This window comes from Acinetobacter sp. MB5 (assembly GCF_003261585.1).
Classification (GTDB): Bacteria; Pseudomonadota; Gammaproteobacteria; order Pseudomonadales; family Moraxellaceae; genus Acinetobacter.
In genome coordinates, this window is the sequence record NZ_POVU01000001.1 from 524,150 (window position 1) to 550,273 (window position 26,124).

The following is a 26,124-nucleotide window of genomic DNA, read 5'->3' on the forward strand; positions in this document are numbered from 1 at the left end:
TGTACGTTTTATGCTGTTTGCGACATTATCTGTCGCATAGCTTTAATATCTTATTAATGAACCTCTACATCAAAAAGTGAGCCAATCCAGAAGCTAAAGAGCATCGCCAAGATACCCCAAACCATCACACGTAAAGCCCCTTTCAAAACATGACTCCCACCTACATAACTTGCAACAGCACCTAAAATTCCCAAAGATAGAACCCCAACAGTACCTACCCCGATCTGAATCCAGTGTGCTGGGAAAAGTAAAATTGCAACCAACGGACACAATGCACCAACAGAGAACGAAAAGGCTGAGGAAAAGGCTGCCTGTAGTGGCTGTGCCAATGTCTGCTCAACAATTCCAATTTCATCACGGGCATGCGCTTGCAAAGCATCATGTGCCGTTAACTGTTTGGCGACCTCTGCGGCAAGTGCTGACTCCAATCCCCGCTGCATATAAATTTTAGTCAACTCTTTGAGTTCTTGTTCAGGATGCCGATCCAACTCTAAAGCTTCCATTTTCAAGTCAGCATTTTCGATATCTTGCTGAGATTTCACCGAAATATATTCACCTGCCGCCATCGAAACAGCGCCAGAAATTAACCCCGCAACACAACTCACCAAAACTGTCTGAGTCGTCGCACCACTGGCGGCAACCCCAATCACCAGACTCGTCACAGAAATAATGCCATCATTCGCCCCCAACACTGCGGCACGTAACCAGCCTGAGCGTTCGGTATAATGTTTTTCATGGTGATAAGAATGTCTTGTCATTATTTTTACTCTTGGTCTTATGAGGTGTTTGTTACTGTATATAGCATGAAATTGCTCATAACTTCGACACTTCTGTAGTATCAAACATTATCGGTTTCGCAATTACGACAAGTCCTGACGTTATCCCCTAGAGTCCCAGAAGCTTTTTTGGCATGATGTGTTTTTAAAAGGAATAAAAACTGAATTCATGAGACAAATGCGTTGGTTAGAATTGCTATCCCCAATTCGTTTAGGCACAAAAAAAAGTGACAAAGAACAACTCGGCCGTAGTCCATTTCATAAAGATTATGATCGCATTATATTTTCACAAAGCTTTCGACAACTAAACCGAAAAACCCAAGTTCACCCCCTAACCCAGCATGATGGCGTTCATACACGACTCACCCATTCTCTTGAAGTGTCTTGTATAGGACGCTCTCTTGGCATGATGGCTGCCGAGAAAATTAAATATGATTTACCCGTGTGGGTGACGCCTGCCGATGTTGGCGCAATTATTCAAGCTGCCTGTCTCGCGCATGACATTGGCAACCCGCCTTTTGGACATGCAGGTGAATATGCCATTCGTGAGTGGTTTGATGACGCTTCCCACAATGATTTTCTTAAAGAACTTACACCAGAAGAAGAAGCCGATGTTCGCCAGTTTGAAGGCAATGCCCAAGGGTTACGGCTTTTAACCCGAATTGATTATCATCCGAATGATGGCGGTATGCGCTTAACTTGCGGTACTTTAGGTGCCTATTTAAAGTATCCATGGCTCTCTAAAACCATTGAATCTCAAGGTGACCGCCCTTCACATCACCGTGCAAAGTTTGGTTGCTACCAGACCGAAAAAGAGATTTTAAAAGAAATTGCCGAACAACTTGGACTGATTCAACTCGGTGAATATCACTACTGTCGCCATCCACTGACTTATTTACTCGAAGCAGCAGATGACATGTGTTATGCACTTATTGACCTTGAAGATGGCATCAGCCTGAACATTCTCAACTACCAAGAAGTCGAACCGATCTTTTTAAACCTGATTGCTGATTATGGCGTTCCAACGGAACTTTCAAATCCGTGGAGTACATGGCAGCAAAAAATTGCAGCCTTACGCGGACGTGTCATGAAACGTCTTGTCGATGAAGTCACGACAGCTTTTGCCAAGCATCAATACCAAATTATGACAGGTCAGCTTGAAGGAACACTTTTACAATACTGTCCACCCGACATTTCAACGGGTATTGAACAAGCAAAAAATCTGGCACGCGATAAAATCTTTGGTAACAGACAAAAGTTAGATTTAGAAATTGTTGCACACATGAGTTTACAATCTATTCTCGATGCGTTCATTCCACTCACTGTTCCAAACAAGCAATTGAGTTTTAAAGATCAGCGCATGATGTCAATTTTGCAGCAATCTGGCGCAAATTTCGGGGAAAATCACTACCAAAACATCATGCAGGTACTCGATATCATCAGTAAGTTTTCAGACCATGAAGCTTACGATCTTGCGCAAGTTCTGCAAGGTCGCCCAACCTCTTTTATTTAATTTCAGGAAACCTTTACATGATTGGCTGCTTAATCGGCGAAATTATCTCCATCGAAACGGCACCATGCGTCTTATTGAACGTCAATGGTGTTGGTTATGAAATTGATACGCCACTTTCAACTTTTTGCCAATTACAAAAGGGCCAAAAAGTGACACTATGGACACACTTGGTTGTGCGTGAAGATGCGCAACAATTGTACGGTTTTTTAGATGCACAAGAAAAAAGCATTTTTAGAACATTACTCAAAGTCAATGGTGTAGGCCCAAAAATGGCACTGGGGATTTTATCCACACTCAGTGTCGAACTACTCATTCAAACGATTGAACATGATGATGTAAATACCTTGGTCAAAGTACCGGGGGTTGGCAAAAAAACTGCTGAACGTTTATTAATTGAATTAAGAGATCGAATTAAGGGGCTATCTGGTCATCCAGCACCAAACAATCCAAATAGCACATTAAAACTTTCTGGCAATTCTGCAATTGCAGAAGCGGAAGCAGCATTACAGTCATTGGGCTATAAACCTGCTGAAGCACAAAAAGCAATTGCTTTAGTCAAAGATCAATACACCGATGTCGCAGACCTGATTCGTGCGGCGCTTAAATCTATGATGAAATGATAAGCACCATGCAAGATCGATTAATTAGTAGTGTAGAAAAAACTGAAGATCATATAGATCGTGCCATTCGCCCAACCACGCTATCAGACTATGTTGGGCAACCTGTTGTGCGCGAGCAAATGGAAATCTTCATTGGAGCTGCCCGTGGTCGTGGTGAGGCGCTTGATCATACTTTGATTTTTGGCCCACCAGGTTTGGGCAAAACCACACTTGCCAATATTATTGCCCGTGAAATGGGTGGCAATCTCAAATCAACGTCTGGCCCTGTACTTGAACGCGCTGGTGATTTAGCCGCATTGCTCACCAACCTCGAAGAAGGCGATGTGCTGTTTATTGATGAAATCCATCGACTTTCTCCAGTGATTGAAGAAATCCTCTACCCTGCGATGGAAGATTATCAACTCGATATCATGATTGGTGAAGGCCCTGCTGCCCGCTCAATTAAACTGGATTTACCCCCATTTACTTTAGTTGCTGCCACCACTCGTGCAGGTTTGCTCACATCGCCATTACGTGACCGCTTCGGCATTGTACAACGCCTTGAGTTTTACTCTGTTGAGGATCTAACCTCGATTGTCAGTCGTTCGGCGCTGTTAATGGATGTCCCGATGACCAGTGAAGGGGCATCTGAAATTGCACGCCGCTCACGAGGTACACCGCGTATTGCCAACCGCTTGTTACGCCGCGTTCGTGATTATGCCCAAGTGAAAGGTACTGGTGAAGTGACTCAAGACATGGCTCAACGTGCACTCGATATGCTCAATGTCGACAAAGCTGGCTTAGACACTTTAGACCGACGTTATTTAAGCATGTTACTTGAACGCTTTGATGGTGGCCCTGCAGGGATTGAAGCCCTTGCAGCAGCCATGGCAGAAGACAGCGGCACACTTGAAGATGTCATCGAACCCTATTTAATTCAACAAGGTTTTGTCATGCGTACCGCGCGTGGCCGAATTGCGACTAATCAATCCTACTTACAATTTGGATTGGTTCCTCCTGAAACCTAATTATGGAAAACATTTATGACTAATCGTTTTGAGTTCAAAATACGTGTTTACATTGAAGACACTGATGCGGGTGGCATTGTTTATCATGCTAACCACATTCGTTTTATGGAACGCACCCGTACTGAGTGGCTACGTGCTTCTGGTATCGATCATTATTGGCACCAAACCGATTACAACTTTGTTGTCCATAAAATTGATATCAAATACCATCGCCCAATTCTGATGGATAACCTAATCACTGTAACTGCACGTGTTATTTCTTGTAAAACTGCGTCATTTGTATTGCAACAGGAAATTTATCGTGATGAAATCTTGCTGGCTTCTGGTGAAGTTGAGCTTGCGTGCTTAAGTAAAGATATGCGTCCACGCCGACTTCCCGATTATCTCCGTCAGTTGATTCAAGCTCAATTGGATCAAGAAAAAGTATAAGTGACCTGTTGTAATGGCAAATCAAGTAACCGCTACCCTGCATATTTCCGATTTAATTTTGCAAGCAAGCCCTGTTGTTCAAGCTGTCATGCTGCTCCTGTTTTTGGCTTCGCTGTATAGTTGGTACTTGATTGCCAGATTATCTTTGGGCTTAAAAAAAGCACAGCAGCAAGATGAACATTTTCAAAAAATTTTCTGGTCTGGTGCTGAACTCAATACGCTATACAACAACGCTCAACTGAATTCAAAACGTAACGGCTTAGAAGATATTTTTTACCAAGGTTTTGGAGAGTTTCTAAAACTTAAAAAACGTCATGTTCCTTTAACTCAAAATATTGAAGGGACTGAACGTATTTTGCGTGTTGGTCTAAGTCGTGATCAAAGTTATTTAGAGTCAGGCTTAAGTGCATTAGCCAGTATTGGTTCGGTTGCACCTTATATTGGTTTATTTGGCACTGTTTGGGGCATCATGAATGCCTTTATTGGACTTGCTGCTGTCGAACAAGTGACGCTTGCAACTGTTGCCCCTGGTATTGCCGAAGCACTGGTTGCAACTGCAATCGGTTTATTTGCTGCAATTCCTGCGGTCTTGTCTTTCAACCATTTCACATCAAAAAGTGAAGCCGTTTACTCAGACCGAGCTTTATTTGCTGAAGAAATGGTGGCGTTATTGCACCGCCAAGCATCAACTCCTGCACAGGATGCTGAATGATGGCCATTCAGCGTTCAGGACGCTTCGAGCGTATTAAAAAACCACTAAAAAGTGACATGAATGTTGTCCCTTACATTGATGTCATGCTCGTACTTTTGGTGATTTTCATGGTCACTGCACCCATGATCACCAGCAGCATCAAAGTAGACTTACCTCACGCCAATAGCACTCCTTTTGAGTCTAAAGACGCACCTGCGATTGTGAGTTTAAATAAAGATGGTCAGTATTATTTAAACTATAAAGATTATCATAATGATCAGGCTCTTTCGCTCGATCAACTCAAAGATATTCTGAGCCAAGCTCAACAACAAGCCAGCCAAGATCACACTCAGCTGAATGTTTTGGTGAATGGTGAAAAGTCTCGCCCTTATGGCGATGTAGTAACACTCATGGCTAACTTGCAACAAGCAGGACTAGAACAAGTGGGTTTGCTCACTGAACCTGTGAAATAACTTATGAAACAGATCCAAAAACCTCCTTTCAAACAAAGAGCCATCGCAATTGGATTTACCATTGGCGTACATGCCATTGCGATTGTGGGATTATTGTATTTAGGTTTGAGTAAACCACCTGAACCACCTAAAAAATTAAAAACATATTTGGTCGATCCTTCTACATTACCTCAAACTGACAATACAGAAACAGCAACAGCCCCCAAACAAGATTCGACCCAAGCTGCCGCACCAGCAGACAACCCAGCACCTGCTGAACAAAAAGTAGAAACTCCTCCAAATACAGCAGCTCAAGTACAACAACTTGCCGATGCAAATGCAAAACTAAAAGCTGCAAATGAAGCTCAACATTTAGCAGATATTGCCGCTAAACAAGCTAAAGAAAAAGCTGCTGAAGATGCTAAACACCAAGCCGCATTAGAAGCCAAAAAGCAGGCCGAGGCTGACGCCAAAGCCACTGCTGAAGCCAAGCGCCAAGCTGCATTAAATGCTCAAAAACAAGCGGCGGCTGAAGCAAAACATAAGGCAAATGCAGAAGCCAAAAAACTGGCTATATTACAAGCTAAGAAACAAGCAGAAGCTAATGCAAAAATCAAGGCTGCAGCTGATGCTAAAGCAGCTGCCGATGCCAAACGTAAAGCAGGTGTAGAAGCAAAAAAACAAGCTGATGCAAAAGCTGCGGCTGACGCTAAACATAAAGCTGATGCAGAAGCGAAAAAACAGGCAGAAGCAAAAGCGGCTGCGGATGCTAAACGTAAGGCTGATGCAAAAGCGGCTGCCAACAAAGCCAAAGCCGATGCTGAAGCCAAAAAACAGGCGGATGCTAAACGCAAAGCTGATGCAGATGCGAAAAAGCAAGCAGATGCAAAAGCGGCTGCCAATAAAGCTAAAGCTGCGGCTGAAGCGAAAAAACAGGCTGCTGCAAAAGCAGCTGCCGATGCTAAACGTAAAGCTGATGCAGAGGCAAAAAAACAGGCAGAAGCAAAAGCGGCTGCCAACAAAGCCAAAGCCGATGCAGAAGCAAAAAAACAGGCTGCTGCAAAAGCCGCGGCTGATGCAAAAGCCAAAGCAGAATCCGATGCCAAAGTGCAAGCAGCTAAAGATGCTGCCAATAAAAAGGCTGAAGCCAAACGGATTGCTTCAACTGCAACGCGCGACTTCACCAATAAAATTACTAAGGTTTGGGAAATTCCTGTAGGAAAAGCAGTAGGTACGAAAGCCTCAGCTACAGTAGGTTTAAGTCCTACTGGTCAAGTAACGGCTGTAATTGTTAATTCAAATGACCCTGATGTTAAAGCCAGTGTAAAAGCTGCTGTGTACAGCGCTGCACCTTACCAGATGCCAAGTGATCCTGATGCACGTCGAGAAGCTCAGCGATTTACTGCAACTTTTACAGTTACAGCAAAATCAAAATAATCCCAAATGAGGTATGATTTTCATCAAAAATCATACCTCAACTTAAAATCATGCTTAACTTAAAATCAACTTTTCGATATTTTTCAATCGCTTTAATTACTTGTATAAATCTAGGCTCTAGTTATTCTGTATCCGCCCAACAGACAGCATCTATACCGAATCAGCTCAAACCAACCAAAATGAGAGCAACACCTGAAACAAAAAAACAAGCAAATATTGATGCAGCATGTCGTCACACACTCAATCTTAAAAATACGCTCGAAACAGATGAGGAATTATCTCCCCCTCAGCTCGCTCAACTGTATAAATGTAAAATTCGTGCGGCTTGGGATGTTCCAGACAATACTGCAGAACAAACCGCAAAAGTAAAAATCCAACTTGATTCAAGCGGCAACGTATTGAGCACAGAAATTCAAAGCAACTCAAAAGAAATGCAAGACGGTATTCGTCAAGCAATTTTACAATCTGCTCCCTACCCATACTCAAAATCGAACAAATACCCGAACATTATTTATATAACTTTTACAGCAAAGTAATAGTTTATTTGGCACGCATAGTTTAGATTGTGTAAAACCTTGTCATCCTAAGACCTGCATAACAATGATGGAAATGAAACGTCAGCATCTTCTTGCCTTAGCCTTTGTTACAGGATTGGGTTTAACCCTTTCCACAACAGCATCTGCTCAACTACATCTTGAAATTGCCAAAGCACCTGATCAAGCGCCAAAAATTGCGATTGTTCCCTTTAGCAATGACCAAAGCATTTATCCAATCGTTGAATCGGATTTAAATCGCTCAGGACGTTTTAGCAGCGCATCACAAAACTTGCCAACCTCAGCCAGTATTGACAATGTCAGTGCAGCAAACTGGAAAGCAGCAGGAATTCCTTATGTTGTTGTTGGTAAAATCACTTCAACTGATGCCAACAGTTACCAAATCCATTATCAGCTGTATGATGTTGATAAACAAACCTACTTGCTTAATGAGGTACTCACTGCTCCAACATCACGTGTGCGCCAAGCAGCACATATGATGAGTGATGCTATTTATAAAGCACTGACTGGTATTCAAGGGGATTTTAGCGGTCGTATTGCCTACGTGCTTCGTGATCCAACAAATTCAGACAAACGCTACACCTTACAAATTGCAGATACCGATGGTGAACGACCATTTACTGTGTTGTCTTCTCACTACCCAATTTTATCTCCAGCATGGACACCAGATGGTAAAGAGATTGCTTACGTCTCATTTGAAACCAAGCGCCCTGCAATTTATTTACAAGATCTGTCAACAGGACAACGCCAAGTATTAACCCATTTTAAAGGTTTGAATGGAGCCCCAAGTTTCTCACCAGATGGTAAATACATGTTGTTTACATCATCGATGGATGGCAACCCAGATATTTATCGTATGGATGTAGCAACGCGCCAATACGAACGCATCACCAATGACTCAGCAATCGATACTGAAGCTCGTTATGCTCCAGATGGAAAATCATTTATTTTCACATCTGATCGTGGCGGTACACCACAAATCTATCGTTATACCTTTGCAGATGGTTCGACCAAACGTATTACATTCCGTGGAACCTTTAATGCACGCGGTACATTGAGTGCAGATGGTCAGAAGTTAGCAATGGTACATCGTCCTGTAGGGAGTAGCTTTAAAGTTGCCATTCAGGATTTAAACTCAGGCGTGCTCAATGTATTAACCCCAACCAATCTTGATGAATCTCCAAGTTTTTCACCAAATGGACAAATGGTGGTTTATGCCACACATGAAGGCAACCGTGGGTTACTTTCAATTGTTTCAACCAATGGTCAGTTCCGAATGAACCTTCCAAGTGAACAAGGTGAAGTTCGTGAACCAGCATGGGCACCTAAATAATTTTTTATTTTGACTAGATCGTAATTATGGAGCATCCATTATGAACGCTTTAAAACTACTTATCCTTCCAGTATTAGCATCTACCGTGATTTTTACAGGGTGTGCTAGCCGTAAACCTGTTGCACCAATCAATACAACAGCCAATCCATCAACTGCTACAACTGTTGACACAAATGGCTTAAGTGACGATGCTGCACTTGATGCACGCAATTTAGCTGGCGCATCTTCAAAAGGTGTTACAGACGCAAATCGCTCTTTCCTTGCTCAACGTGTTGTACATTTTGATTATGATAGCAGCGAACTTTCTCCTAACGATTACCAAACCTTACAAGCACATGCAGACTTTTTAAAAGCCAATCTCGGTTCTAAGATTGCGTTAACAGGTCATACTGATGAACGTGGTACACGTGAATACAACATGGCATTAGGCGAACGTCGTGCTAAATCCGTGTTTAACTACCTTGTTTCTTACGGTGTTAACCCTACTCAGCTAGAAACAGTGAGTTATGGTAAAGAAATGCCTGTAAACCCAGGTCATGACGAAAGCGCATGGAAAGAAAACCGCCGAGTAGAGCTTAACTACGAAGCTGTTCCACCTTTACTTAAACAACAATAAGAACACCACAATAAAAAAGCGCTCAAATTTGGAGCGCTTTTTTATTGTTCAGCAAGCATTTCTGATTCCGTATGATGTTCTCCATCAATTTTACAAGATTGCATGGATTCAATCATATCGTGCTTATTAAATTCTTTATATTCTGGTTTAGCTTCATACTTCGCCCAAGCTGACTTGACACTTTCATCGGTAATTTCAGTAAAATCAATTGCTTCGTTTGGCGTCGGCATGGCATCAAAAGTCTTTGTTGTCATAACGATATCCTCTTTTCTCTTTTTCTGATTTAAACATAGCATGTTCTACAAGACTTGCAAGCTGAAAAATAATGTCAATTGTGTCAAGAAAATTTTTATTTTTTGCAGTTCTCATCTAAAATATGCGCAGCCGTTCTAGCCAAGAACAATTTGCGCAAAATTTGGAGCAACTCATTATGTCAACTGTCACATTATCCCAATATCTAAAACAACAAACGGGAAATCTTACGCCAGAGTTAGCGAGTGTCATCCAAACAATTACTGACAGCTGTAAAACCATTGACCGAGCATTACAAAAAGGTGCAATTGCAGGAATTTTAGGAAGTGCAGAACACGAAAATGTTCAGGGAGAAACTCAAAAAAAATTAGATGTCATTTCAAATCAGATTTTAATTGATGCCCTACAAGCACATCCAAATGTAGGTGGTTTAGCTTCTGAAGAACTCGACACTTTCACAGCAGCACAAGACAATGGTCAATTTTTAGTTTTATTTGATCCATTAGATGGTTCAAGCAATATTGACATTAATATGTGTGTGGGAACAATCTTCTCAATCCTTCCTGCAAAAAATGCCGTGACTCAAGCTGAAGACTTTATGCAAGCAGGTACTGAGCAAGTTGCAGCAGGTTATGTGATGTATGGCCCATCCACCATGCTTGCTTTAACTGTCGGCGCTGGCACAGTTTTCTTTACTTATGACATCGACACTCAAGAATTTATCTTAACAAAACAAGATATTAGCATTAACCCTGCTACACAAGAATATGCGATTAACGCATCAAATCAACGTCATTGGGAACAACCTGTACAACGTTACATTTCAGAGCTTCTTGAAGGTAAAACAGGTGTTCGTGGTAAAGATTTCAACATGCGTTGGGTTGCATGTATGGTTGCTGACATTCATCGTATTTTATGCCGTAGTGGTATCTTCATGTATCCATATGACTTAAAAGATCCGAAAAAAGCAGGTCGTTTACGTTTAATGTATGAAGCAAACCCAATGAGTATGATCATTGAACAAGCAGGTGGTTCTGCAACAACTGGCCGTGTCCGTATTCTTGACATTCAGCCAACTGAATTACACCAACGCGTACCTGTTATCTTAGGTAGTAAGGACGAAGTTGAACTTGTAACCAGCTATCATTAATTTATCTTTTCTTGTTTTGAACTTAGATGTAAGCTAAGCCTTACATCTAAGTGGTTAATCTCATGTCTATGTCTTTTCTTGCCTCAAAAGATAATGCCAAAATCAAACATTTACGTGCATTAATTGAGCAAAACCAATATCGAAAAAAACATCAGCAAACTGTTCTAGAAGGTACTCACCTTTGCCTAGCTTGGTTGCAAACACACAAAAATCTAGTTTCACTTTTCACGACTGAAGCCGCACTTGATCATCCTGATTTAGAGAAAATTCAGGAGCATTATCAAGGTCAAATTTTTATTATTAGTGAAAGTTTATATAAAGATTTAAGTACTCTCGGTACATCTTTAGCATGTCTAGCCATTATTGATATTCCTAAGCATGCCCAAACTGTAGATTTCAGTGCTGATACGCTTATCTTGGATGATGTACAAGACCCAGGCAATGTCGGAACTTTATTACGCTCAGCTGCTGCTGCAAATGTAAAACAAGTCATTTGCACCAAAGGTGTTGCTGCATTGTGGTCACCTCGCGTTTTACGTGCAGGCATGGGAGCCCAGTTCTCACTTTTATGTTTTGAAAATGCAGATCTGCGCTTATTGCTTCCTGAATTTAAAATTCCAGTATATGTCACCAGCTCACATCGCCCTGAAAGCTTGTATGCTCAGGACTTGAGTACTGCTTGTGTCTGGATTTTAGGAAACGAAGGTCAAGGTGCTTCTGAATATGCATTGACTCATGCCAAAGCTGTCACCATTCCTCAACCAGGTGGACAAGAATCCCTCAATGTTGCGATTGCTGGTTCAATTTGCTTATTTGAAATGGTTCGTCAACGTCAGCAAATCGTTTAATTTATTTTAATTAACCCCCTTTTTAGTGAAAATTATTTTAAACTGAAAAAAATGAGTAACATTGTCAACCTTCCATACTGTTTTGACGTTATAGAGATAAATTGTTGAAGCATTTGGTGGGTATCCAATGACAGGATTTTCCATCTCTATGGATCTAACACCAAAAGAGACTAAGTCTGAACTGAGTCAAGCCCAAACGGCTGAACAACGTCTTAAATTGTTTATGAAAGACGTGACTGGTCGTGCCTTGGTGATGATGGAAAATGCCACTCAGGGGCAACATGGTATTGCGATGGATTTAGTGCAGGAAGCTTTTATTTCTCTGCACAAATCTTATTCTGATAAACAGATTGATGAATGGTATCCACTGTTTTACACTATCTTAAACAACAAATTACAAGACTGGCGTCGTAAAGAAGCAAGAAGAGCTCAACCTTTTTCATTCTTCAAGAAAATCAATCTTGATGATGATAACGAAGAAGCACTTGAAATCGCAGATGATCAGCAACTCAACCCTTTTGATGCATTAGATCAAGAGGTGGCAATCGAAGAAATTCAACAAGCGATTCGACAGCTTCCGGTGCGCCAACAACAAGCCTTTATGCTTCGCGCATGGGAAGGCTTCGACACCCAAACGACCGCCCAAATTATGAACTGTAGCGAAGGTAGTGTAAAAACCCACTTTCACCGCGCTATACAAGGTTTAAGAACAGCATTAGCACACCTTAATCCACATGTTGGAGGATCATCACATGAATAATGATGATTTTGCAAAGAAAATTACGCAACGCCTTGACCATCTTGCAGATACACATAAAGATAAAAATGTGGTGATGTATGAGGTCATGGAAAAAATTCATGCCGAGAAAGCTCATCGACACTCTGTATGGAAAATGACAGGTTTTGCACTCGCTGCCACCTTAACAGGATTTTTGGTATTGCCGAATGCATTTAACATATCTGAGAAGAACCACGCTCAGCATGCAATTGTGAATAACAATGCCAATAAGTTATCACCACAAATGGTCGAAGACTTAGAAATGGTGACGGTGTTTGGAGAGGATCAAAATTCTCATGGCAGTTAAGAAAGTGACCTTGGCTTTTTGCGCACTTGCATTTTTACAAACCAGTTTTGCTGGCTTTGAACGTTTCTGGCCATTTAGCACAAAAAGCACAACAACTGCTCAAGTCGATGATAACTGGGATGAACTAACACCAGAACAGCAAAAACAGCTCATTCAACGCTACAAAAATCTAAAAGATATTTCTGCCCAGCAAAGTAATAGCATTCAACAACGTATGGATTGGTTTACCCAACTTCCAGAGCAAGAACAACAGCGAATGCGTGATGTTTGGCAACAAATGAGTACGCAACAACGTCAGACCATGCGTCTTCGTATGCAAAAAGCAAAAACATTAGAAGAGCGTAATGCGATACGTCAAGAATATTTGCAGAAATTTCAACAAGTCAATCACGCAGCTTCAGCACCATCCACTTAATTAGACGATGGTGTTTGCTGATACTCGTCAATGAGTGCATAAATTTGGCGCAATGTTGCATTTGAAAGTTTGGTCTTCTCACCTTTAAGAAGTTTTTCCAGGCGCTCAACAGCTTGTAATAGCAAAGATGCCTGATGTGGGCCATTTAATAATAAATAATCAATAATTTGCTGATCAAGATGAACGCCTCGACGCGCTAACACAGACAACACAAGTGCTTGCCGATCTGCGAATAAACTACCATTGGGTAACTTTACACTCACCGCCTGAGTAAGGCGCGACTGTAGATCAGGCAATTCAAGTTTTAATTCGATTGGTGCGTAACGCGATGAAAATACAAGTTGTCGCCCTTCCTGATCACTATTGTTGATTAAATGAAAGACGGCTTTTTGCCAATGTTTGACACCACTAATCGCTTCAATATCATCTAAAGCGACAAGATCATATTGTTCCAATGACGTAATTGCTTCAATTGGTGCATCTAGCAACTGCAATAATGAAACTTGGATTGCTGTCTTGCCAATTTCACAATAAGAATCACAAATGGCAGAGAGAAGATGGCTCTTGCCTGTCCCCGCGCCACCATATACATAAAAACGATTGACTAAACCTGCGTGTAACTGGCGAATTGCATCAATAACATGACCCCAGCTCGGCCCAGAAAAATCACTGATTCGGGCATCAAGTTGAGGTTCTATGTCGAGTTGTAATTGACGCATAAATGCACATGTACCTAGAATTTATTCTGGATCAATCTTACTTGATTTTTCGCTATCTTGCTGATTTTTTATTGTTATATCAACATTAATATTTTCAGCTTCCATACTCATAAAACTTCCTTTTTCTTGACTTAGTATCGTTTCTGGCAATTTACCATACCAAGTTGTATTTTCATAAAACTCGCGTGCATGTTTAAGTAATACCACAATAACCGCGGCAACAGGTAATGCAATTAACATCCCTAAAATTCCACCCAAATGTGCCCCTGCCAAAACAGCAAAAACCACGGCAACTGGAGACAGGCCAATTTTATCACCCAACAAAAATGGTTGTAAAATATAACCCTCAACGACCTGTCCAATCATGAAGACAATACCAACAAGGAATAACTGCATCCAGTCGATTCCAAATTGGAATAAAGTCGCGACCACAGCAGAAATAATTCCAACAGCAAATCCCAAGTACGGAATAATACTAGCTAGCCCTGCCACCATTCCAATAATTAAACCAACTTCTAAGCCGATAAGCTGCAAACCAACAGCATAAACGACACCCAGCAGAAACATGACTAAAAACTGCCCTTTCACAAATGCTCCTAATACCGCATGGCAATCACGTACAATATGCATGGTGCTTTTTTCATATGGACGTGGAATTAAACGATGCATTTGCTTAAGCATCCGTTCCCAATCAAGCAAAAAGTAGAAAGCAATTACTGGCACTAAAACAACTGTGCCTCCAATCTGAATAAAGTTTAATCCCGATTGAGCAAGTCGTAGTACCAAGGTTTGAATGCTATCGATACTGTAATTAGTTTGAATATACTGCATGATTGCATTAGACATCTGATCCGTATCAACACGCATTGGTTCTAGATTAAAAGTATGTTCAGCCCATGGCAAAAAGCGATAATTTAGCCAATGCACACCTGCAGGAATACTATCACGTGCATAAATCACCTGTTTCCAGACTAATGGAACAACATACCAGAGAGCAAAACTGACAGCGATAGTAATACCAAAAAAGACAATGCAGGTCGACAACCAGCGAGGCAGACCGATACGTGATAAACGAGCAACCAATGGGCTAAATAAATAAGCAATTAGAAAAGCCCCGACAAATGGCATGACAATCGGTTTTAGTAGATAAATCAGCCAGATTAATAACGCAATACTCGCCAAAATAAAGATACGACGTAATGGACGATCGGTCATGTATTTGCCTACTTCAATTTATAGATTATTTATTAGGGATAATTTAAGCAAAGATAACATTTTCATGCATAAATAACGTAAGAATTTCGTATATTAGGTTATAATCTGCGGCCAAAGCGGAGACTTCTTCATATGAGCAACTCGACTTCTAATCCAAATACTGGCTTAAGCTACAAAGATGCAGGCGTAGACATCGAAGCAGGTGATGCACTTGTTGATCGCATCAAATCTGTCGCAAAACGCACAACTCGTCCTGAAGTAATGGGCGGACTAGGCGGCTTTGGCGCATTATGCAAAATTCCAAAAGGCTATGAAGAGCCTGTTTTGGTTTCAGGTACTGACGGTGTAGGTACAAAATTGCGCCTAGCACTTAACTTAAATCGTCATGACACTATTGGTCAAGATCTTGTTGCTATGTGTGTCAACGATCTTCTTGTATGTGGTGCTGAACCTCTATTCTTCCTTGACTATTATGCAACTGGTCATTTGAATGTCGATGTTGCTGCCAATGTCGTGACAGGTATTGGTAAAGGTTGTGAGCTTGCTGGCTGTGCATTGGTTGGTGGCGAAACTGCTGAAATGCCAGGCATGTACGAAGGTGAAGATTACGACTTGGCTGGTTTCGCTGTGGGCGTGGTTGAGCAAAGCAAAATCATTGACGGTACAAAAGTTAAAGCTGGTGATGTATTAATTGGTGTTGCTTCTAGCGGTGCACACTCAAATGGTTACTCATTACTACGTAAAATTTTAGACGTTAAAAACGTTGACCTTACTCAAATCGTTGATGGTCGTCCACTTGCTGATACAGCAATGGAACCAACACGTATTTATGTAAAACCAGTACTTGAACTTTGCAAACAAGTAGATGTTCATGCAATGGCTCATATTACTGGCGGCGGCTTACCTGGCAACCTTCCACGTGTATTGCCTAACGGCGCTCAAGCAGTGATCAATGAAAGCTCTTGGGAATGGTCAGAGTTGTTCCAATTATTACAACGTGAAGGTAATGTTGAACGCTTTGAAATGTATCGTACATTTAACTGTGGCGTCGGCATGGTGATTGCTGTTGATCCAAGCGAAGCAGAAAAAACTGTTGAAATCTTGAATGCCCAAGGCGAAAAAGCATGGAAAATTGGTCATATCCAAGAAAATGCTGAATCTGTTGAAGGCGCAGACGAAAAAATTCGCGTGCTATTTGCGTAAGAAACTCGCATGACCAAAATTGCGGTTCTCGTTTCTGGTAGCGGAAGCAACTTACAAGCACTGATTGATGCAAATTTATCCGGCAAGATCGTAGGCGTTTTGTCAAATCGACCAAATGCCTACGCACTGCGACGTGCTCAACAGGCAAATATTGCAACCAGTGTGATTGAACACAAAACATTCCCTAGCCGTGAGGCTTTTGATGCAGCAATGCATCAACAACTTCAAGCTTGGGATGTTGATTTAGTCATTCTTGCAGGTTTCATGCGCATTTTGACACCAACATTTGTAGAAGCATGGGAAGGGAAAATGCTGAACATTCACCCTTCATTATTACCTGCTTACAAAGGAATGCATACGCATCAACGCGTACTGAATACAGGTGATCGTTTGCATGGCTGTACAGTGCATTTTGTTACGGCTGAGCTTGATGCAGGTCAATCCCTTGCCCAAGGTGTATTGACTGTTCCACGATTTGACGATGCCGAGCAGCTTGCTGATCGTGTACATGTTTTAGAACATCTCGTTTACCCTCAAGTTGTAGAGTGGATTTGTTCGGGCCAATTAAATTATGTCTCTCCACAACAGGTGGATTTTCGAGGCAAGCCTTTATTGAAGCCTATACAATTCTGCCAGCTCTAAACATAAAAAAAGCGCATCTTCATGATGCGCTTTTTTTTATTAACTGCTGTACCAGTTGAATTGTCTCAACAGGATGTTCAAGTGGGAACATATGTCCACCTGAAGTCACAGTAAACGGAACTCCCAAACGCTTTTCGGCCTTTTCAGTAAACTTACGTTCATAAAATGGGCTTTTTTCACCCACAATCATGCGCGTCATCACTGGTGGCTTTTCGGGCCAGACTCGCCACCAATTCGATGGATTGGTTCTAAAAATTGCCAACTCATCTACTTTAGGAATGGTTAATGTAAAACCACCTGTTATCGTATCTTCAGTTAAAGCATACTGAACATAGTCACGAAAACAGTCAGGGTCAAAGTCATGATAAAACGGCTTTGGTCGAAAAATCTGAGCTGCTTGCTCCCGAGAATCCCACTGATCACGGCGACGCTTTGATAATCCTGCTGGACTGAGTTGATCCACCATTTTAGGGTAAAACATTTTTGCCATATCAAATGCAAAAGAAGCTGCACCCATAATTAAAGGAGGATCAAGCATCACAACCTGTTTAAATAGCTCAGGACGTTTACGACTTGCCATATACGTCAGCAATGCACCTAAAGAATGCCCTAAACCGATTACTGCCTGTCCTTTTGCCTGCTGCACAATACTATCAATGACCTGATCAACTAAACTATCCCAATTATTATCAATAGGATAACGCTTATCTGGCCCAAGTAACGGTACGAAAATGACCTGATAATGTTCAGACAACAGATCAAAAAGTTTCTTATACACCAATGACGGAACACCATTGGCATGTGCAAAGTGAATAATCGGTTTAGTTATCATAATATCCTGTCTATTTTTTTCACATTTACTGCAAAATCACCTGTTTCTGACTTTGCATTTGTTGTGTTACAGTTTCGCTAAAACCTTGTCCAAATTCAGCCCCCATTTTGCCAAGAACTGACTCAAATGGATTATGCTGGACAGTATAGTTTACTGTTTTATCAAGTTTTAGCTCTCTTTTTAAGCTTTCTATGCTACCTGTACGGTCAGCAATACCAATTTTCACAGCTTGTGCACCACTCCAAAATAATCCCGAGAAAATTGCAGGATCATTACTTTTCAGACGACTACCACGCCCTTCTTTTACAGCATCAATAAAATGCTGATGCACATCATCCAATACCGACTGTACATGCGCACGTTGCATTGGATTAATAGGCTTCGTCATACTTAGAATGTCCTTATTTTCACCAGACGTCATGGTACGATCTTCTACACCCAATTTTTGTGCCAACCCTGCCACACCATAGTTCGGCATAATGACACCGATTGAACCTACAAGACTTGATGGATTCACCCAGATTTCATTTGCAGCAGAAGCAATATAGTAAGCACCTGAAGCACCCATATCACCAATCACTGCATAAACTTTTTTACTTGGATATTTTTTCTCTAAGTAACGGATTTCTTGCCAGATTTCATCTGACTGTACAGGTGAGCCACCTGGAGAGTTGATATTTAAAGCAATCGCTTTACTACCACTTGCAGCGAATGCCTGACGGAGTGCCTTAATAGTATCTTCACTATCAACAGAGCTTGAGCCGCCCGACTTGATTGTACCTACAATATCAACCACAGCAAGATGACTGCTACTTGACGATACACTCACACTATCGCTACTTGCACTATTACAGGAACGCAATAATCCAAAAATCACGATAAATAAATAGAAAAAGGTTAATGCCTTGAAAAAAATGCCCCAACGGCGTGCACGGCGTTGTTCTACAACGGATGCCATGACAACTTTTTCTAGCAATTGCCACTCTTTTCCAGTTGGTGGTTGAGATGGATTTTGCTGATTTGTATTTTCATTGAATGGTTTTGGTGGCCAATCGGACATAAATTACATCCTAACGATAAAAAATTGCCCCATTATATACACCTAAAGCCGAGTATCTGTCTAAAAGAAAAGTTTTCACTTATAATATTTATGTGAATGACGATAAATTGTGTGTACGAATATTTTCTAATGCCGAATTCCAGTTCAAATTCTTTTACCTATCGTGTCTTAAAATTTGTAAGTAAACAACCCTTACATTTCGCACGTGCCTTTGCACGCGTGTTGGCTACTATTGCCAATAGCGTCAAAATTGCTAAAACAGCAAAAGCTGCTGATTTAAATATTCGTATTGCATTACCTGAGTTAAATGCCCAAACACGTCAATACATTGCCAAAGAAGCCATCAAAAATGAAATGACGTCTTACTTTGAGTTCTTTAATGTTTGGGGTGCCAGCAATGCTAAAAATATTGCGCGGATTCAAAACATTCAAGGTGAACAGCACTTTCATGATGCGCTTGCACAGCAAAAGGGTATTGTGCTGATTGTGCCTCATTTCGGAACATGGGAAGTCATGAATGCTTGGTTTGCTCAGCATACTGCCATGACGATTATGTACAAACCGATTAAAAATGACGATGCCGACCGTTTTGTTCGTGAAGCACGTAGTCGTGAAAATGCAAAACTTGTTCCCACAGATGAATCTGGGGTACGCCAAATTTTTAAAGACTTAAAACGTGGTGGCACAACTGTAATTTTACCTGACCATACCCCAAATGCTGGTGGCACAATGGTTGACTACTTTGGCATTCCTCTTGCTTCAAGCAACTTGTCTGCGAAACTGATTCAAAAAACCAAAGCACGTGCTTTGTTTTTGTATGCAATTCGTAATGACAATGCAGGTTATGACATGTTCATTGAACCTGTTGATGATCGCATCTACGTAGGCTCAGATGAAGATGGAACAAAGCTGATTCATGAAATGATCGAGAATCTGATTCGTAAATATCCTCAGCACTACCATTGGAGTTATAAACGTTTTAAAGCCAATCCTGAGCTGAATAACATTTATAACTTGCCCGAAGATGAAGCGATCGCCAAAGTTCAGCAGGTGCGCGCTGAACGCCAGCAGGCTAAAGATGCAGCCATTGCCGAGTCTGCCTTGCCGTCACAAAATGTAGTTGACCAGTTGCCGACACCGTAAAATACAGTGAACCCTGTTCTGCTGTATTTAGCAGTGGAACATTCAGAGCTTGTAAACGCTGTTTGACCTCACGACTCGGATGTCCATACCTGTTATGAAAACCTGCTGATGTCACTGCAAATTTTGGTTTAAGCTGCTGCAAAAATTCCGTAGACGAGCTAAATCGACTCCCATGATGACCCAGCACCAGCACATCTACTGCCAAATCAGGGTATTGCTGCATAATCATCTGTTCAGCTTGAGTCCCCGCATCCCCCATTACTAAAAAATTCACTTTACTGCCAGACGGTGTGAAATAACGAATATAAACCACACAAGAAAGTTCATTTTGCTGCTCAGGCACATTCACTAAATCTTCTTCTCTAGGAGATAAAACGCGCATTTCAATATGCTGCCCTTGCCAGCTTTGCCCAACATGACAGTAATCAAAACTTGGAATATGTCCTTGTGGTCGTTGATTGCTCAACACCTGCTGTATCGGCATCTTCTCAGCTAATCGTGGAAATGCGCCGCTATGATCCTGATCAAGATGACTTAAAATCACCTGATCCAGTTTGCTTATCCCTTGCCTTGAAAAATAAGGCAACAATACTCGATCTGCCAAGCTAAACTTTTGCTCGTCTGAAGATCCACCTGTATCAATTAAAATCTGTTTCTTTCCATCACGAATATGTATGGCCTGCCCTTGCCCAACATCCAGTACATTAAACTCAAAGGGTTGGGATTGATACACAGGAAATATAACTGGTAAACAACACAAGGCTACCCATGCCTTCGGAACAATTCCTCGTGGTAAAAACAGAAGTAGCACTGCAAATCCCACAGAGATAATTTGCAAGAGGGTAAAATGCAAGACTTGTAACTCAAGCGGAATCGCATTTTCTAAAATACCTAAACCACTAAGTAATAGCGTTATCGTAAAATCTGCCAAATGATAAAATACCAGTGCAAAATTGGGGATCAAAAGCCAGATACACGTTGCAATAATATTCAGAGGAACAATCACCGCCCCAATTAATGGAATAGCGATTAAATTAGCCAAAGGTGCCAACCACGACAGTTGTTGGAAAAACAGCATGACTAATGGCAACAACGCTAGAAAAATTTTCCATTGCGATTCAATTAATAACCCCAGATACCAACGACAAGATTGCCAATGATTGATTAAAACCTGTTGGGGATGCTGCTGAATCGTCTGATATATTCTAAGCAAAATAAAACATGCACCATAAGACAGCCAGAAGCTAACAGAAAGTACACTAAACGGATCAATCAATAGCAGTAATGCAGCACTTGCTAATAAAAGACGCAGTGCAGAAAAACGTTGCTGAGTCCATAAACTGAGAACAATTAGGAAACTCATGAATAAGGTACGTAGCGCAGGAATTTCAAATCCAACAAAGCCACAGTACAACAGAATGCCTACTAGAAAAGGAATGCTTAAAACATACTGTTTCGGCCATTTCAAATAAAGATTGGGACAGAACCGTGCGATGACTCGATGAATGAGCAAACACAATAAACTCGCAAAAACTAAAACATGCGGCCCTGAAATTGCCAGTAAATGCTGTATTCCAAGGTTTTGAAACTGCTGCTGTGTTTGCTCATTCAGTAAACCTTCATCACCTGTCAGTAAGGCCAGTAATAAACCACGATGCTGCAATGGTGCATGCATCAACCATTCTCGAATCACCAAACGCTGTAGCTCAATTTTGAGCTGAAAACTGGTGATCAGCCCATGCTGCCGATGAATAAAGTTACTCGAACTTGCCATTAAAGCTTCTGAAGGGCTTAATGACTCGACGTGTTTCACCTGTAAAGTTGCCATCAAGTTTTGCTGAAGAAACCATTTTTCCTGATCAAATGCACCTTCAATAGCATAACCATGCACGGGCCGAACCTGCCCACTCAAACGGTAGTAATGACCTATTTCTAGTTCAGGTTGCTTATTCGATAGTCGTGCCAACCAATTCACAGCTTGCCGATGTGATGTATCCCACACTTGAATGACTTGCTGACGGTTATCATTCTTTAACTGGCTCATTTGCTTGATAAAGACGATGACTTCTTTGGTTTCTACTGCTGTTTGTCTTAGCTTTAAACGTGTTTGTAATTGATGTTGTGCAAACTGCATTGCACATAGCGCAACAGCCAAAGCCAATGCAATAGAGTGACTTATTTTGAATAAACGTGACTGCAAAAAATAGTACTGGCCAGCATAGAGAATCAAGCTAAGCGTTATGCTGATTGTGATATAAACAGATACATGTGTAAGCAAAGGTTGAAACTGACTAATACCTAGGCTACAGATCCCAATAATCCATGCCGAAAAAATTAAATTCCACTTCATTGTTGTTTAGTAAGCTATTTTTGTTTTATCTACAATGCATTAAAGCCCACATTGTGAGCTTTAACAAGAAATTTTAAATATGAGATTTTAATATTATGGCATTTGCCACAAACCATCTTGCATATGCAAAATTTGATCTGCTGATTGAGCCAATTGCTCATCATGCGTCACAATCAGCATTGCCATATTGAACTCTTGGCGTAAATCATTCAGTAATTCAAAAATTGACATTGCAGTATGACGATCCAAGTTACCTGTTGGTTCATCGGCAAGCATCACTTTTGGATTCGTGACCAAAGCACGTGCCAAAGCCACACGCTGACGCTCACCACCAGACAATTCACCAGGTTTATGCGTCAATCGGTGAGACAACCCCACACGCTCTAGCAAATATTCTGCTTTTTGCTTCACTTCAGCATATTGGCTACTTTTGCGCAGCATGAGAGGCATAGCCACATTTTCAAGCGCACTAAACTCAGGAAGTAAGTGGTGAAACTGATAAACAAAGCCTAAATGCTGATTACGCAAATCACCACGTACCGTTTCACTCAAAGTATCAAAACGTTCACCGTTCAATAAAACTTCGCCACTGGTTGGGCGATCCAAACCACCCAAAACATGTAGCAAAGTACTTTTACCTGAACCACTTGAACCCACAATCGAAATAAACTGACCTGTTCCAACTTGCAGCGATAAACCCTTTAAGACAGCAACATCTGTTTTACCATCGGTAAAGGTCTTGGTGATATTCTTTGCTTCTAAAACCACATTACTCATAACGCAATGCCTCCGCAGGTTGAATTTTTGCAGCACGCAATGCAGGGTAAATCGTTGCCAAGAAGCTCAAAATCAAAGAAACCACAACAATTACAACTACATCTTGCCATCTTAAATAAGACGGTAAATAGTTAATAAAGTAAGCATCAAATAAATGCCAACCTAAACGAGTATTCAACCAATCAATCACTGTACTGATACTTGATGCCAAAATAACACCAAGTACAGCGCCAGTGAATGTTCCAATCACTCCAATAATCGTACCCTGTACCATAAAAATACGGGTGATTGTGGCAGGTGATGCACCTAACGTCCGTAAAATTGCAATATCCGCTTTTTTATCTGTAACGACCATCACCAGAGATGAAACAATATTAAATGCCGCAACCAATACGATGAGGAACAACAGCAAGCTCACCATCGACTTTTCCATCTGAATGGCACTGAACAAATTACCATGTGTATATGTCCAGTCAGAGCCATAGAAACCACTTGGTAATTCTTTAACAATATCTTGAGAAACTTGTGGTGCAAGGAAGATATTGTCGAGTTTGATGCGAATGCCTTGTGCACCATCAGGTAAACGCAGTAAAGTTGCAGCATCATTCAGGGCGATATAACCCATCATCGAATCAACTTCAGCACCAATACTAAAAATCCCCACAATTTTGAAGCGCTTAAAGCGAGGAACCACACCTGCTGGAGATGGTGTCGCTTCAGGTAAAACCAGCGTTACGCTGTCATTTAATCCCAAACCTAGTGCATCGGTCATTTGCTTACCGAGTACAATACCAAAACTTCCCTTTTTCAGGTTATCAATACTACCTGCCACCATATGATCTTGAATAATAGACACATTTTTTTCATATTTTGGCTCAATACCATTAACCATTAAGCCAGAAACCTGCCCTTGTGCAGTCAACATCCCTTGTAATTGAGTAAATGGAGCAACGCCTACAACATGTTTATGTTTTGCAATTTTTTGGGCTAGATCTGGCCAATCAGTAATGATTTGCGTTGAAGATACACTGGCTTGGGGTATCATACCTAGAACACGGGTTTTTAACTCTCGGTCAAAACCATTCATCACTGATAATACCGTAATAAGTACTGCAACACCGAGCGTCAGACCGATCATGGAAACCAGTGCAATAAAAGAAATAAAGTGATTACTGCGACGTGCGCGAGTATATCTCAGACCGATGTACAGCGAGATTGGTTTAAACATACGACCTAAATCCGAGGTATTTTATGGAACAATTACAGCATAAATACGAACAAATTGAACGTCGGGTCATGTCCCGTATGGACGCTGACTTAAGATTCAACTACCAAATCATTTCAGAGGAAATGTCTCTAAAAGACCCGTATGACCCACACTTTGTTTTGCCACGCTATTTTCTACTACTTGCTGAACTAGATCAATTTGATCAGGTTCTTATCAACGAATTAAAACAATTAAATGAAAAAGATCAAAAAATTGCCAAAATCTTATCCTTATTCAACCAGAAATTAAACCTAATAACAGGCACAATGTACGACTCTATTGTACAAAGCATGTTACCAGTACCCGAGCAAATTAACTTATCCGAAGCGGGTTTAAGCTTTTTCACAGAAAATTCGATTGCAAAAGACAGCTATATTCATGTCACTTTGAGTCATCCAGATAATTTTTTCCATCTCGCCGCGATTGCTCAAGTGGTCTATGCAAAATTCGATGAAGAACATGGTTATCGAATTGGCTGTTACTTCATTTCTTTACATCCACATGATCGGGAGAAAATTGCAGAATGTCTCGAAAGTTATATTGCAGCAAACCCATAAATCTACATTTTCTTAAACCGTTTTTGCCATTTTTGTTGTAATTGTAAATCCCGAAAAAAATAAACCAATAATCCCATAATCAAAACACAAGCACCTAAAACCACCTGTAAGCTTAATGCTTCATGATTAAACAATGCGCCAATTAACAATGCTAAAAGAGGTGTCATGACATTGGTTAAAGATAAGGTTGTCGGCTGAATATTTTGTACCAGTTTAAAATAACAAAACATTGCCAATAATGAGGCCACCACAACCGTATAAGCTAAGGCCAATAAGGATTGTAGACTCGGTATATGCGTTGGAAAATCCGACCAGATAAAAGGCAATAATCCAATCACAACCAAGCTAGACACCATAATCGAACCTGTCGCTTGTGCCATAGGTTCAAGTGGTGCATTGACTCTTTTTACCCAAAAAATCGACAAGGCATAATTAAAAACACTAATCAGCATTAAAATAATACCAAGAGGTTGAATATGCTGCTGCCCAGAAAAACAAATCAAGCCCAAACCTGATAGTGCAATCAACATGCCGCACCACTGCGCAAAATGCAGAAATTGCTTAAACCACAGCCAACCCATTAAGCCCGCCATAATTGGTGCTAGACCAAACATCAGTGCAATAATCCCTGAACTTAAATACTGAGTCGCAACATAAGTAAAAAGTTGTGAACCAATAAAACTAAAAGAACCCGCGACATAACTATGAATTGATTTCACATCGAATGGCAGTCGGATTTTAAAAATCCACAATAAACTACAGGCAATGGGTAATGCCAAGAAGAAGCGAAATGCCAAGGCCCAAAACAGGTTAAGGTCTTTGACACTCCAAACAATGGCTAAAGGCGTGGTTGCCCAAATCAATACAAGGAGAATATACGTCGATGCCAGCTGCGAAGATCCTTTTGGCATCTTTTAGCTCTGCTTTGTAATGCGGATTTGACGTTGGATGGTTTGATCTAAAGCGCTTGAAAATTCCCGTTTATCACGTTCATTCAATGGCTTTGGACCACCTGTTTGTACGCCTGCTCCACGTAGAGTATCCATATAATCACGCAAATGTAGACGTGCTTTAATATTGGCTGTGGTAAAAATTTCACCACGTGGATGTATTGCCACACCACCCTTTTCAATCACTTGTGCAGCTAAGGGAATATCTTGGGTAATCACAATATCGTGTGC

30 protein-coding genes are annotated in these 26,124 nt (G+C 41.0%); 19 read left to right on the forward strand and 11 right to left on the reverse strand.

Annotation, left to right across the window (positions count from 1 at the left end; translation table 11 throughout):
* Window positions 1-53: 53 nt before the first annotated feature.
* Window positions 54-758, reverse strand: a complete 705-nt coding sequence (locus tag C1A47_RS02555) for a VIT family protein (RefSeq protein ID WP_111892095.1) — start codon at window positions 756-758, stop codon at window positions 54-56.
* Between the two features lie 187 nt (window positions 759-945).
* Between C1A47_RS02555 and C1A47_RS02560 the strand changes: the two genes are divergently transcribed.
* From C1A47_RS02560 to pal, 10 genes are all read left to right on the forward strand, one after another.
* A complete protein-coding gene (locus C1A47_RS02560) occupies window positions 946-2,289 on the forward strand; it encodes a deoxyguanosinetriphosphate triphosphohydrolase (RefSeq protein WP_111892097.1) in 1,344 nt (447 codons plus the stop codon).
* 17 nt (window positions 2,290-2,306) lie between these two features.
* Complete coding sequence (gene ruvA / locus C1A47_RS02565; protein ID WP_111892099.1) at window positions 2,307-2,909, forward strand: Holliday junction branch migration protein RuvA; 603 nt, start codon at window positions 2,307-2,309, stop codon at window positions 2,907-2,909.
* Window positions 2,910-2,917: 8 nt separating this feature from the next.
* Window positions 2,918-3,916, forward strand: coding sequence for a Holliday junction branch migration DNA helicase RuvB (ruvB, locus tag C1A47_RS02570; protein ID WP_111892101.1), 999 nt, complete (start codon window positions 2,918-2,920; stop codon window positions 3,914-3,916).
* A gap of 15 nt (window positions 3,917-3,931) precedes the next feature.
* Window positions 3,932-4,345 (forward strand): tol-pal system-associated acyl-CoA thioesterase, encoded by a 414-nt coding sequence (gene ybgC, locus C1A47_RS02575; protein ID WP_111892103.1) that lies wholly within the window; start codon window positions 3,932-3,934, stop codon window positions 4,343-4,345.
* 13 nt (window positions 4,346-4,358) lie between these two features.
* The gene (gene tolQ, locus C1A47_RS02580) at window positions 4,359-5,057 is read left to right on the forward strand and encodes a protein TolQ (protein WP_111892105.1); all 699 of its coding nucleotides are present in this window, start codon (window positions 4,359-4,361) and stop codon (window positions 5,055-5,057) included.
* Window positions 5,057-5,509 (forward strand): protein TolR, encoded by a 453-nt coding sequence (tolR, locus tag C1A47_RS02585; RefSeq protein WP_111892204.1) that lies wholly within the window; start codon window positions 5,057-5,059, stop codon window positions 5,507-5,509. The genes tolQ and tolR overlap by 1 nt, the downstream gene beginning before the upstream one ends.
* Window positions 5,510-5,512: 3 nt before the next feature.
* Window positions 5,513-6,925 (forward strand): cell envelope integrity protein TolA, encoded by a 1,413-nt coding sequence (tolA, locus tag C1A47_RS02590; RefSeq protein WP_111892107.1) that lies wholly within the window; start codon window positions 5,513-5,515, stop codon window positions 6,923-6,925.
* A 50-nt stretch (window positions 6,926-6,975) separates the two neighbouring features.
* The gene (locus C1A47_RS02595) at window positions 6,976-7,461 is read left to right on the forward strand and encodes a TonB C-terminal domain-containing protein (RefSeq protein ID WP_111892109.1); all 486 of its coding nucleotides are present in this window, start codon (window positions 6,976-6,978) and stop codon (window positions 7,459-7,461) included.
* Window positions 7,462-7,528: 67 nt separating this feature from the next.
* Window positions 7,529-8,812, forward strand: a complete 1,284-nt coding sequence (tolB, locus tag C1A47_RS02600) for a Tol-Pal system beta propeller repeat protein TolB (protein WP_111892111.1) — start codon at window positions 7,529-7,531, stop codon at window positions 8,810-8,812.
* Window positions 8,813-8,852: 40 nt separating this feature from the next.
* Window positions 8,853-9,428 carry a peptidoglycan-associated lipoprotein Pal gene (gene pal, locus C1A47_RS02605; RefSeq protein ID WP_111892113.1) on the forward strand — a complete coding sequence of 192 codons (576 nt, stop codon included), beginning with the start codon at window positions 8,853-8,855 and terminating at the stop codon, window positions 9,426-9,428.
* Between the two features lie 41 nt (window positions 9,429-9,469).
* Here pal and C1A47_RS02610 read toward each other — a convergent pair whose 3' ends face one another.
* Window positions 9,470-9,682 (reverse strand): NF038105 family protein, encoded by a 213-nt coding sequence (locus C1A47_RS02610; protein WP_111892115.1) that lies wholly within the window; start codon window positions 9,680-9,682, stop codon window positions 9,470-9,472.
* 176 nt (window positions 9,683-9,858) lie between these two features.
* Here C1A47_RS02610 and C1A47_RS02615 point away from each other — a divergent pair, with 176 nt between their 5' ends.
* The 5 genes from C1A47_RS02615 to C1A47_RS02635 all read left to right on the forward strand — a co-directional run bounded on the left by C1A47_RS02615 (window position 9,859) and on the right by C1A47_RS02635 (window position 13,178).
* On the forward strand, window positions 9,859-10,830 hold the full coding sequence (locus C1A47_RS02615; protein WP_111892205.1) for a class 1 fructose-bisphosphatase: 972 nt from the start codon (window positions 9,859-9,861) through the stop codon (window positions 10,828-10,830).
* Between the two features lie 62 nt (window positions 10,831-10,892).
* Window positions 10,893-11,678 carry a TrmH family RNA methyltransferase gene (locus C1A47_RS02620; RefSeq protein ID WP_111892117.1) on the forward strand — a complete coding sequence of 262 codons (786 nt, stop codon included), beginning with the start codon at window positions 10,893-10,895 and terminating at the stop codon, window positions 11,676-11,678.
* 148 nt (window positions 11,679-11,826) lie between these two features.
* The gene (locus tag C1A47_RS02625) at window positions 11,827-12,438 is read left to right on the forward strand and encodes an RNA polymerase sigma factor (RefSeq protein ID WP_111892119.1); all 612 of its coding nucleotides are present in this window, start codon (window positions 11,827-11,829) and stop codon (window positions 12,436-12,438) included.
* Window positions 12,431-12,763, forward strand: a complete 333-nt coding sequence (locus C1A47_RS02630) for a hypothetical protein (RefSeq protein ID WP_111892121.1) — start codon at window positions 12,431-12,433, stop codon at window positions 12,761-12,763. Before C1A47_RS02625 ends, C1A47_RS02630 begins: the two co-directional genes overlap by 8 nt.
* A complete protein-coding gene (locus tag C1A47_RS02635; RefSeq protein ID WP_111892123.1) occupies window positions 12,753-13,178 on the forward strand; it encodes a DUF3106 domain-containing protein in 426 nt (141 codons plus the stop codon). The genes C1A47_RS02630 and C1A47_RS02635 overlap by 11 nt, the downstream gene beginning before the upstream one ends.
* Here the strand turns inward: C1A47_RS02635 and hda are convergent.
* A complete protein-coding gene (gene hda, locus C1A47_RS02640; protein ID WP_111892125.1) occupies window positions 13,175-13,897 on the reverse strand; it encodes a DnaA regulatory inactivator Hda in 723 nt (240 codons plus the stop codon). The two genes, C1A47_RS02635 and hda, sit on opposite strands and share 4 nt — an antisense overlap.
* A 21-nt stretch (window positions 13,898-13,918) precedes the next feature.
* Window positions 13,919-15,112, reverse strand: a complete 1,194-nt coding sequence (gene cxpE / locus C1A47_RS02645; protein WP_111892127.1) for a chloramphenicol efflux transporter CxpE — start codon at window positions 15,110-15,112, stop codon at window positions 13,919-13,921.
* A 132-nt stretch (window positions 15,113-15,244) separates the two neighbouring features.
* On the opposite strand from cxpE, the gene purM reads away from it, so the two are divergent.
* Entirely contained in the window at window positions 15,245-16,315 is a 1,071-nt protein-coding gene (purM, locus tag C1A47_RS02650) for a phosphoribosylformylglycinamidine cyclo-ligase (protein WP_111892129.1), read from the forward strand.
* A gap of 9 nt (window positions 16,316-16,324) precedes the next feature.
* The gene (purN, locus tag C1A47_RS02655; RefSeq protein ID WP_111892131.1) at window positions 16,325-16,957 is read left to right on the forward strand and encodes a phosphoribosylglycinamide formyltransferase; all 633 of its coding nucleotides are present in this window, start codon (window positions 16,325-16,327) and stop codon (window positions 16,955-16,957) included.
* A gap of 19 nt (window positions 16,958-16,976) precedes the next feature.
* On the opposite strand, the gene C1A47_RS02660 is transcribed toward purN, so the two are convergent.
* Together C1A47_RS02660 and sppA are read right to left on the reverse strand one after the other, a co-directional pair.
* Window positions 16,977-17,789, reverse strand: coding sequence for an alpha/beta fold hydrolase (locus tag C1A47_RS02660; RefSeq protein ID WP_111892133.1), 813 nt, complete (start codon window positions 17,787-17,789; stop codon window positions 16,977-16,979).
* 25 nt (window positions 17,790-17,814) lie between these two features.
* A complete protein-coding gene (sppA, locus tag C1A47_RS02665; RefSeq protein ID WP_111892135.1) occupies window positions 17,815-18,849 on the reverse strand; it encodes a signal peptide peptidase SppA in 1,035 nt (344 codons plus the stop codon).
* A gap of 129 nt (window positions 18,850-18,978) precedes the next feature.
* On the opposite strand from sppA, the gene C1A47_RS02670 reads away from it, so the two are divergent.
* Window positions 18,979-19,992 carry a lysophospholipid acyltransferase family protein gene (locus C1A47_RS02670; RefSeq protein ID WP_111892137.1) on the forward strand — a complete coding sequence of 338 codons (1,014 nt, stop codon included), beginning with the start codon at window positions 18,979-18,981 and terminating at the stop codon, window positions 19,990-19,992.
* On the opposite strand, the gene C1A47_RS02675 is transcribed toward C1A47_RS02670, so the two are convergent.
* From C1A47_RS02675 to C1A47_RS02685, 3 genes are all read right to left on the reverse strand, one after another.
* Window positions 19,922-22,342, reverse strand: a complete 2,421-nt coding sequence (locus tag C1A47_RS02675; protein WP_227539717.1) for a DNA internalization-related competence protein ComEC/Rec2 — start codon at window positions 22,340-22,342, stop codon at window positions 19,922-19,924. The two genes, C1A47_RS02670 and C1A47_RS02675, sit on opposite strands and share 71 nt — an antisense overlap.
* A 93-nt stretch (window positions 22,343-22,435) precedes the next feature.
* On the reverse strand, window positions 22,436-23,119 hold the full coding sequence (gene lolD, locus C1A47_RS02680) for a lipoprotein-releasing ABC transporter ATP-binding protein LolD (RefSeq protein WP_111892139.1): 684 nt from the start codon (window positions 23,117-23,119) through the stop codon (window positions 22,436-22,438).
* Window positions 23,112-24,347, reverse strand: coding sequence for a lipoprotein-releasing ABC transporter permease subunit (locus tag C1A47_RS02685; protein WP_111892141.1), 1,236 nt, complete (start codon window positions 24,345-24,347; stop codon window positions 23,112-23,114). The genes lolD and C1A47_RS02685 overlap by 8 nt, the downstream gene beginning before the upstream one ends.
* Before the next feature lie 23 nt (window positions 24,348-24,370).
* Here C1A47_RS02685 and C1A47_RS02690 point away from each other — a divergent pair, with 23 nt between their 5' ends.
* Entirely contained in the window at window positions 24,371-24,943 is a 573-nt protein-coding gene (locus C1A47_RS02690; protein ID WP_111892143.1) for a PilZ domain-containing protein, read from the forward strand.
* Between the two features lie 2 nt (window positions 24,944-24,945).
* Here C1A47_RS02690 and C1A47_RS02695 read toward each other — a convergent pair whose 3' ends face one another.
* Both C1A47_RS02695 and C1A47_RS02700 read right to left on the reverse strand, forming a co-directional pair.
* Complete coding sequence (locus C1A47_RS02695; protein WP_111892145.1) at window positions 24,946-25,854, reverse strand: DMT family transporter; 909 nt, start codon at window positions 25,852-25,854, stop codon at window positions 24,946-24,948.
* 3 nt (window positions 25,855-25,857) lie between these two features.
* On the reverse strand, window positions 25,858-26,124 hold a 267-nt coding region (locus tag C1A47_RS02700; protein WP_162625908.1), incomplete at its 5' end, for a DUF188 domain-containing protein.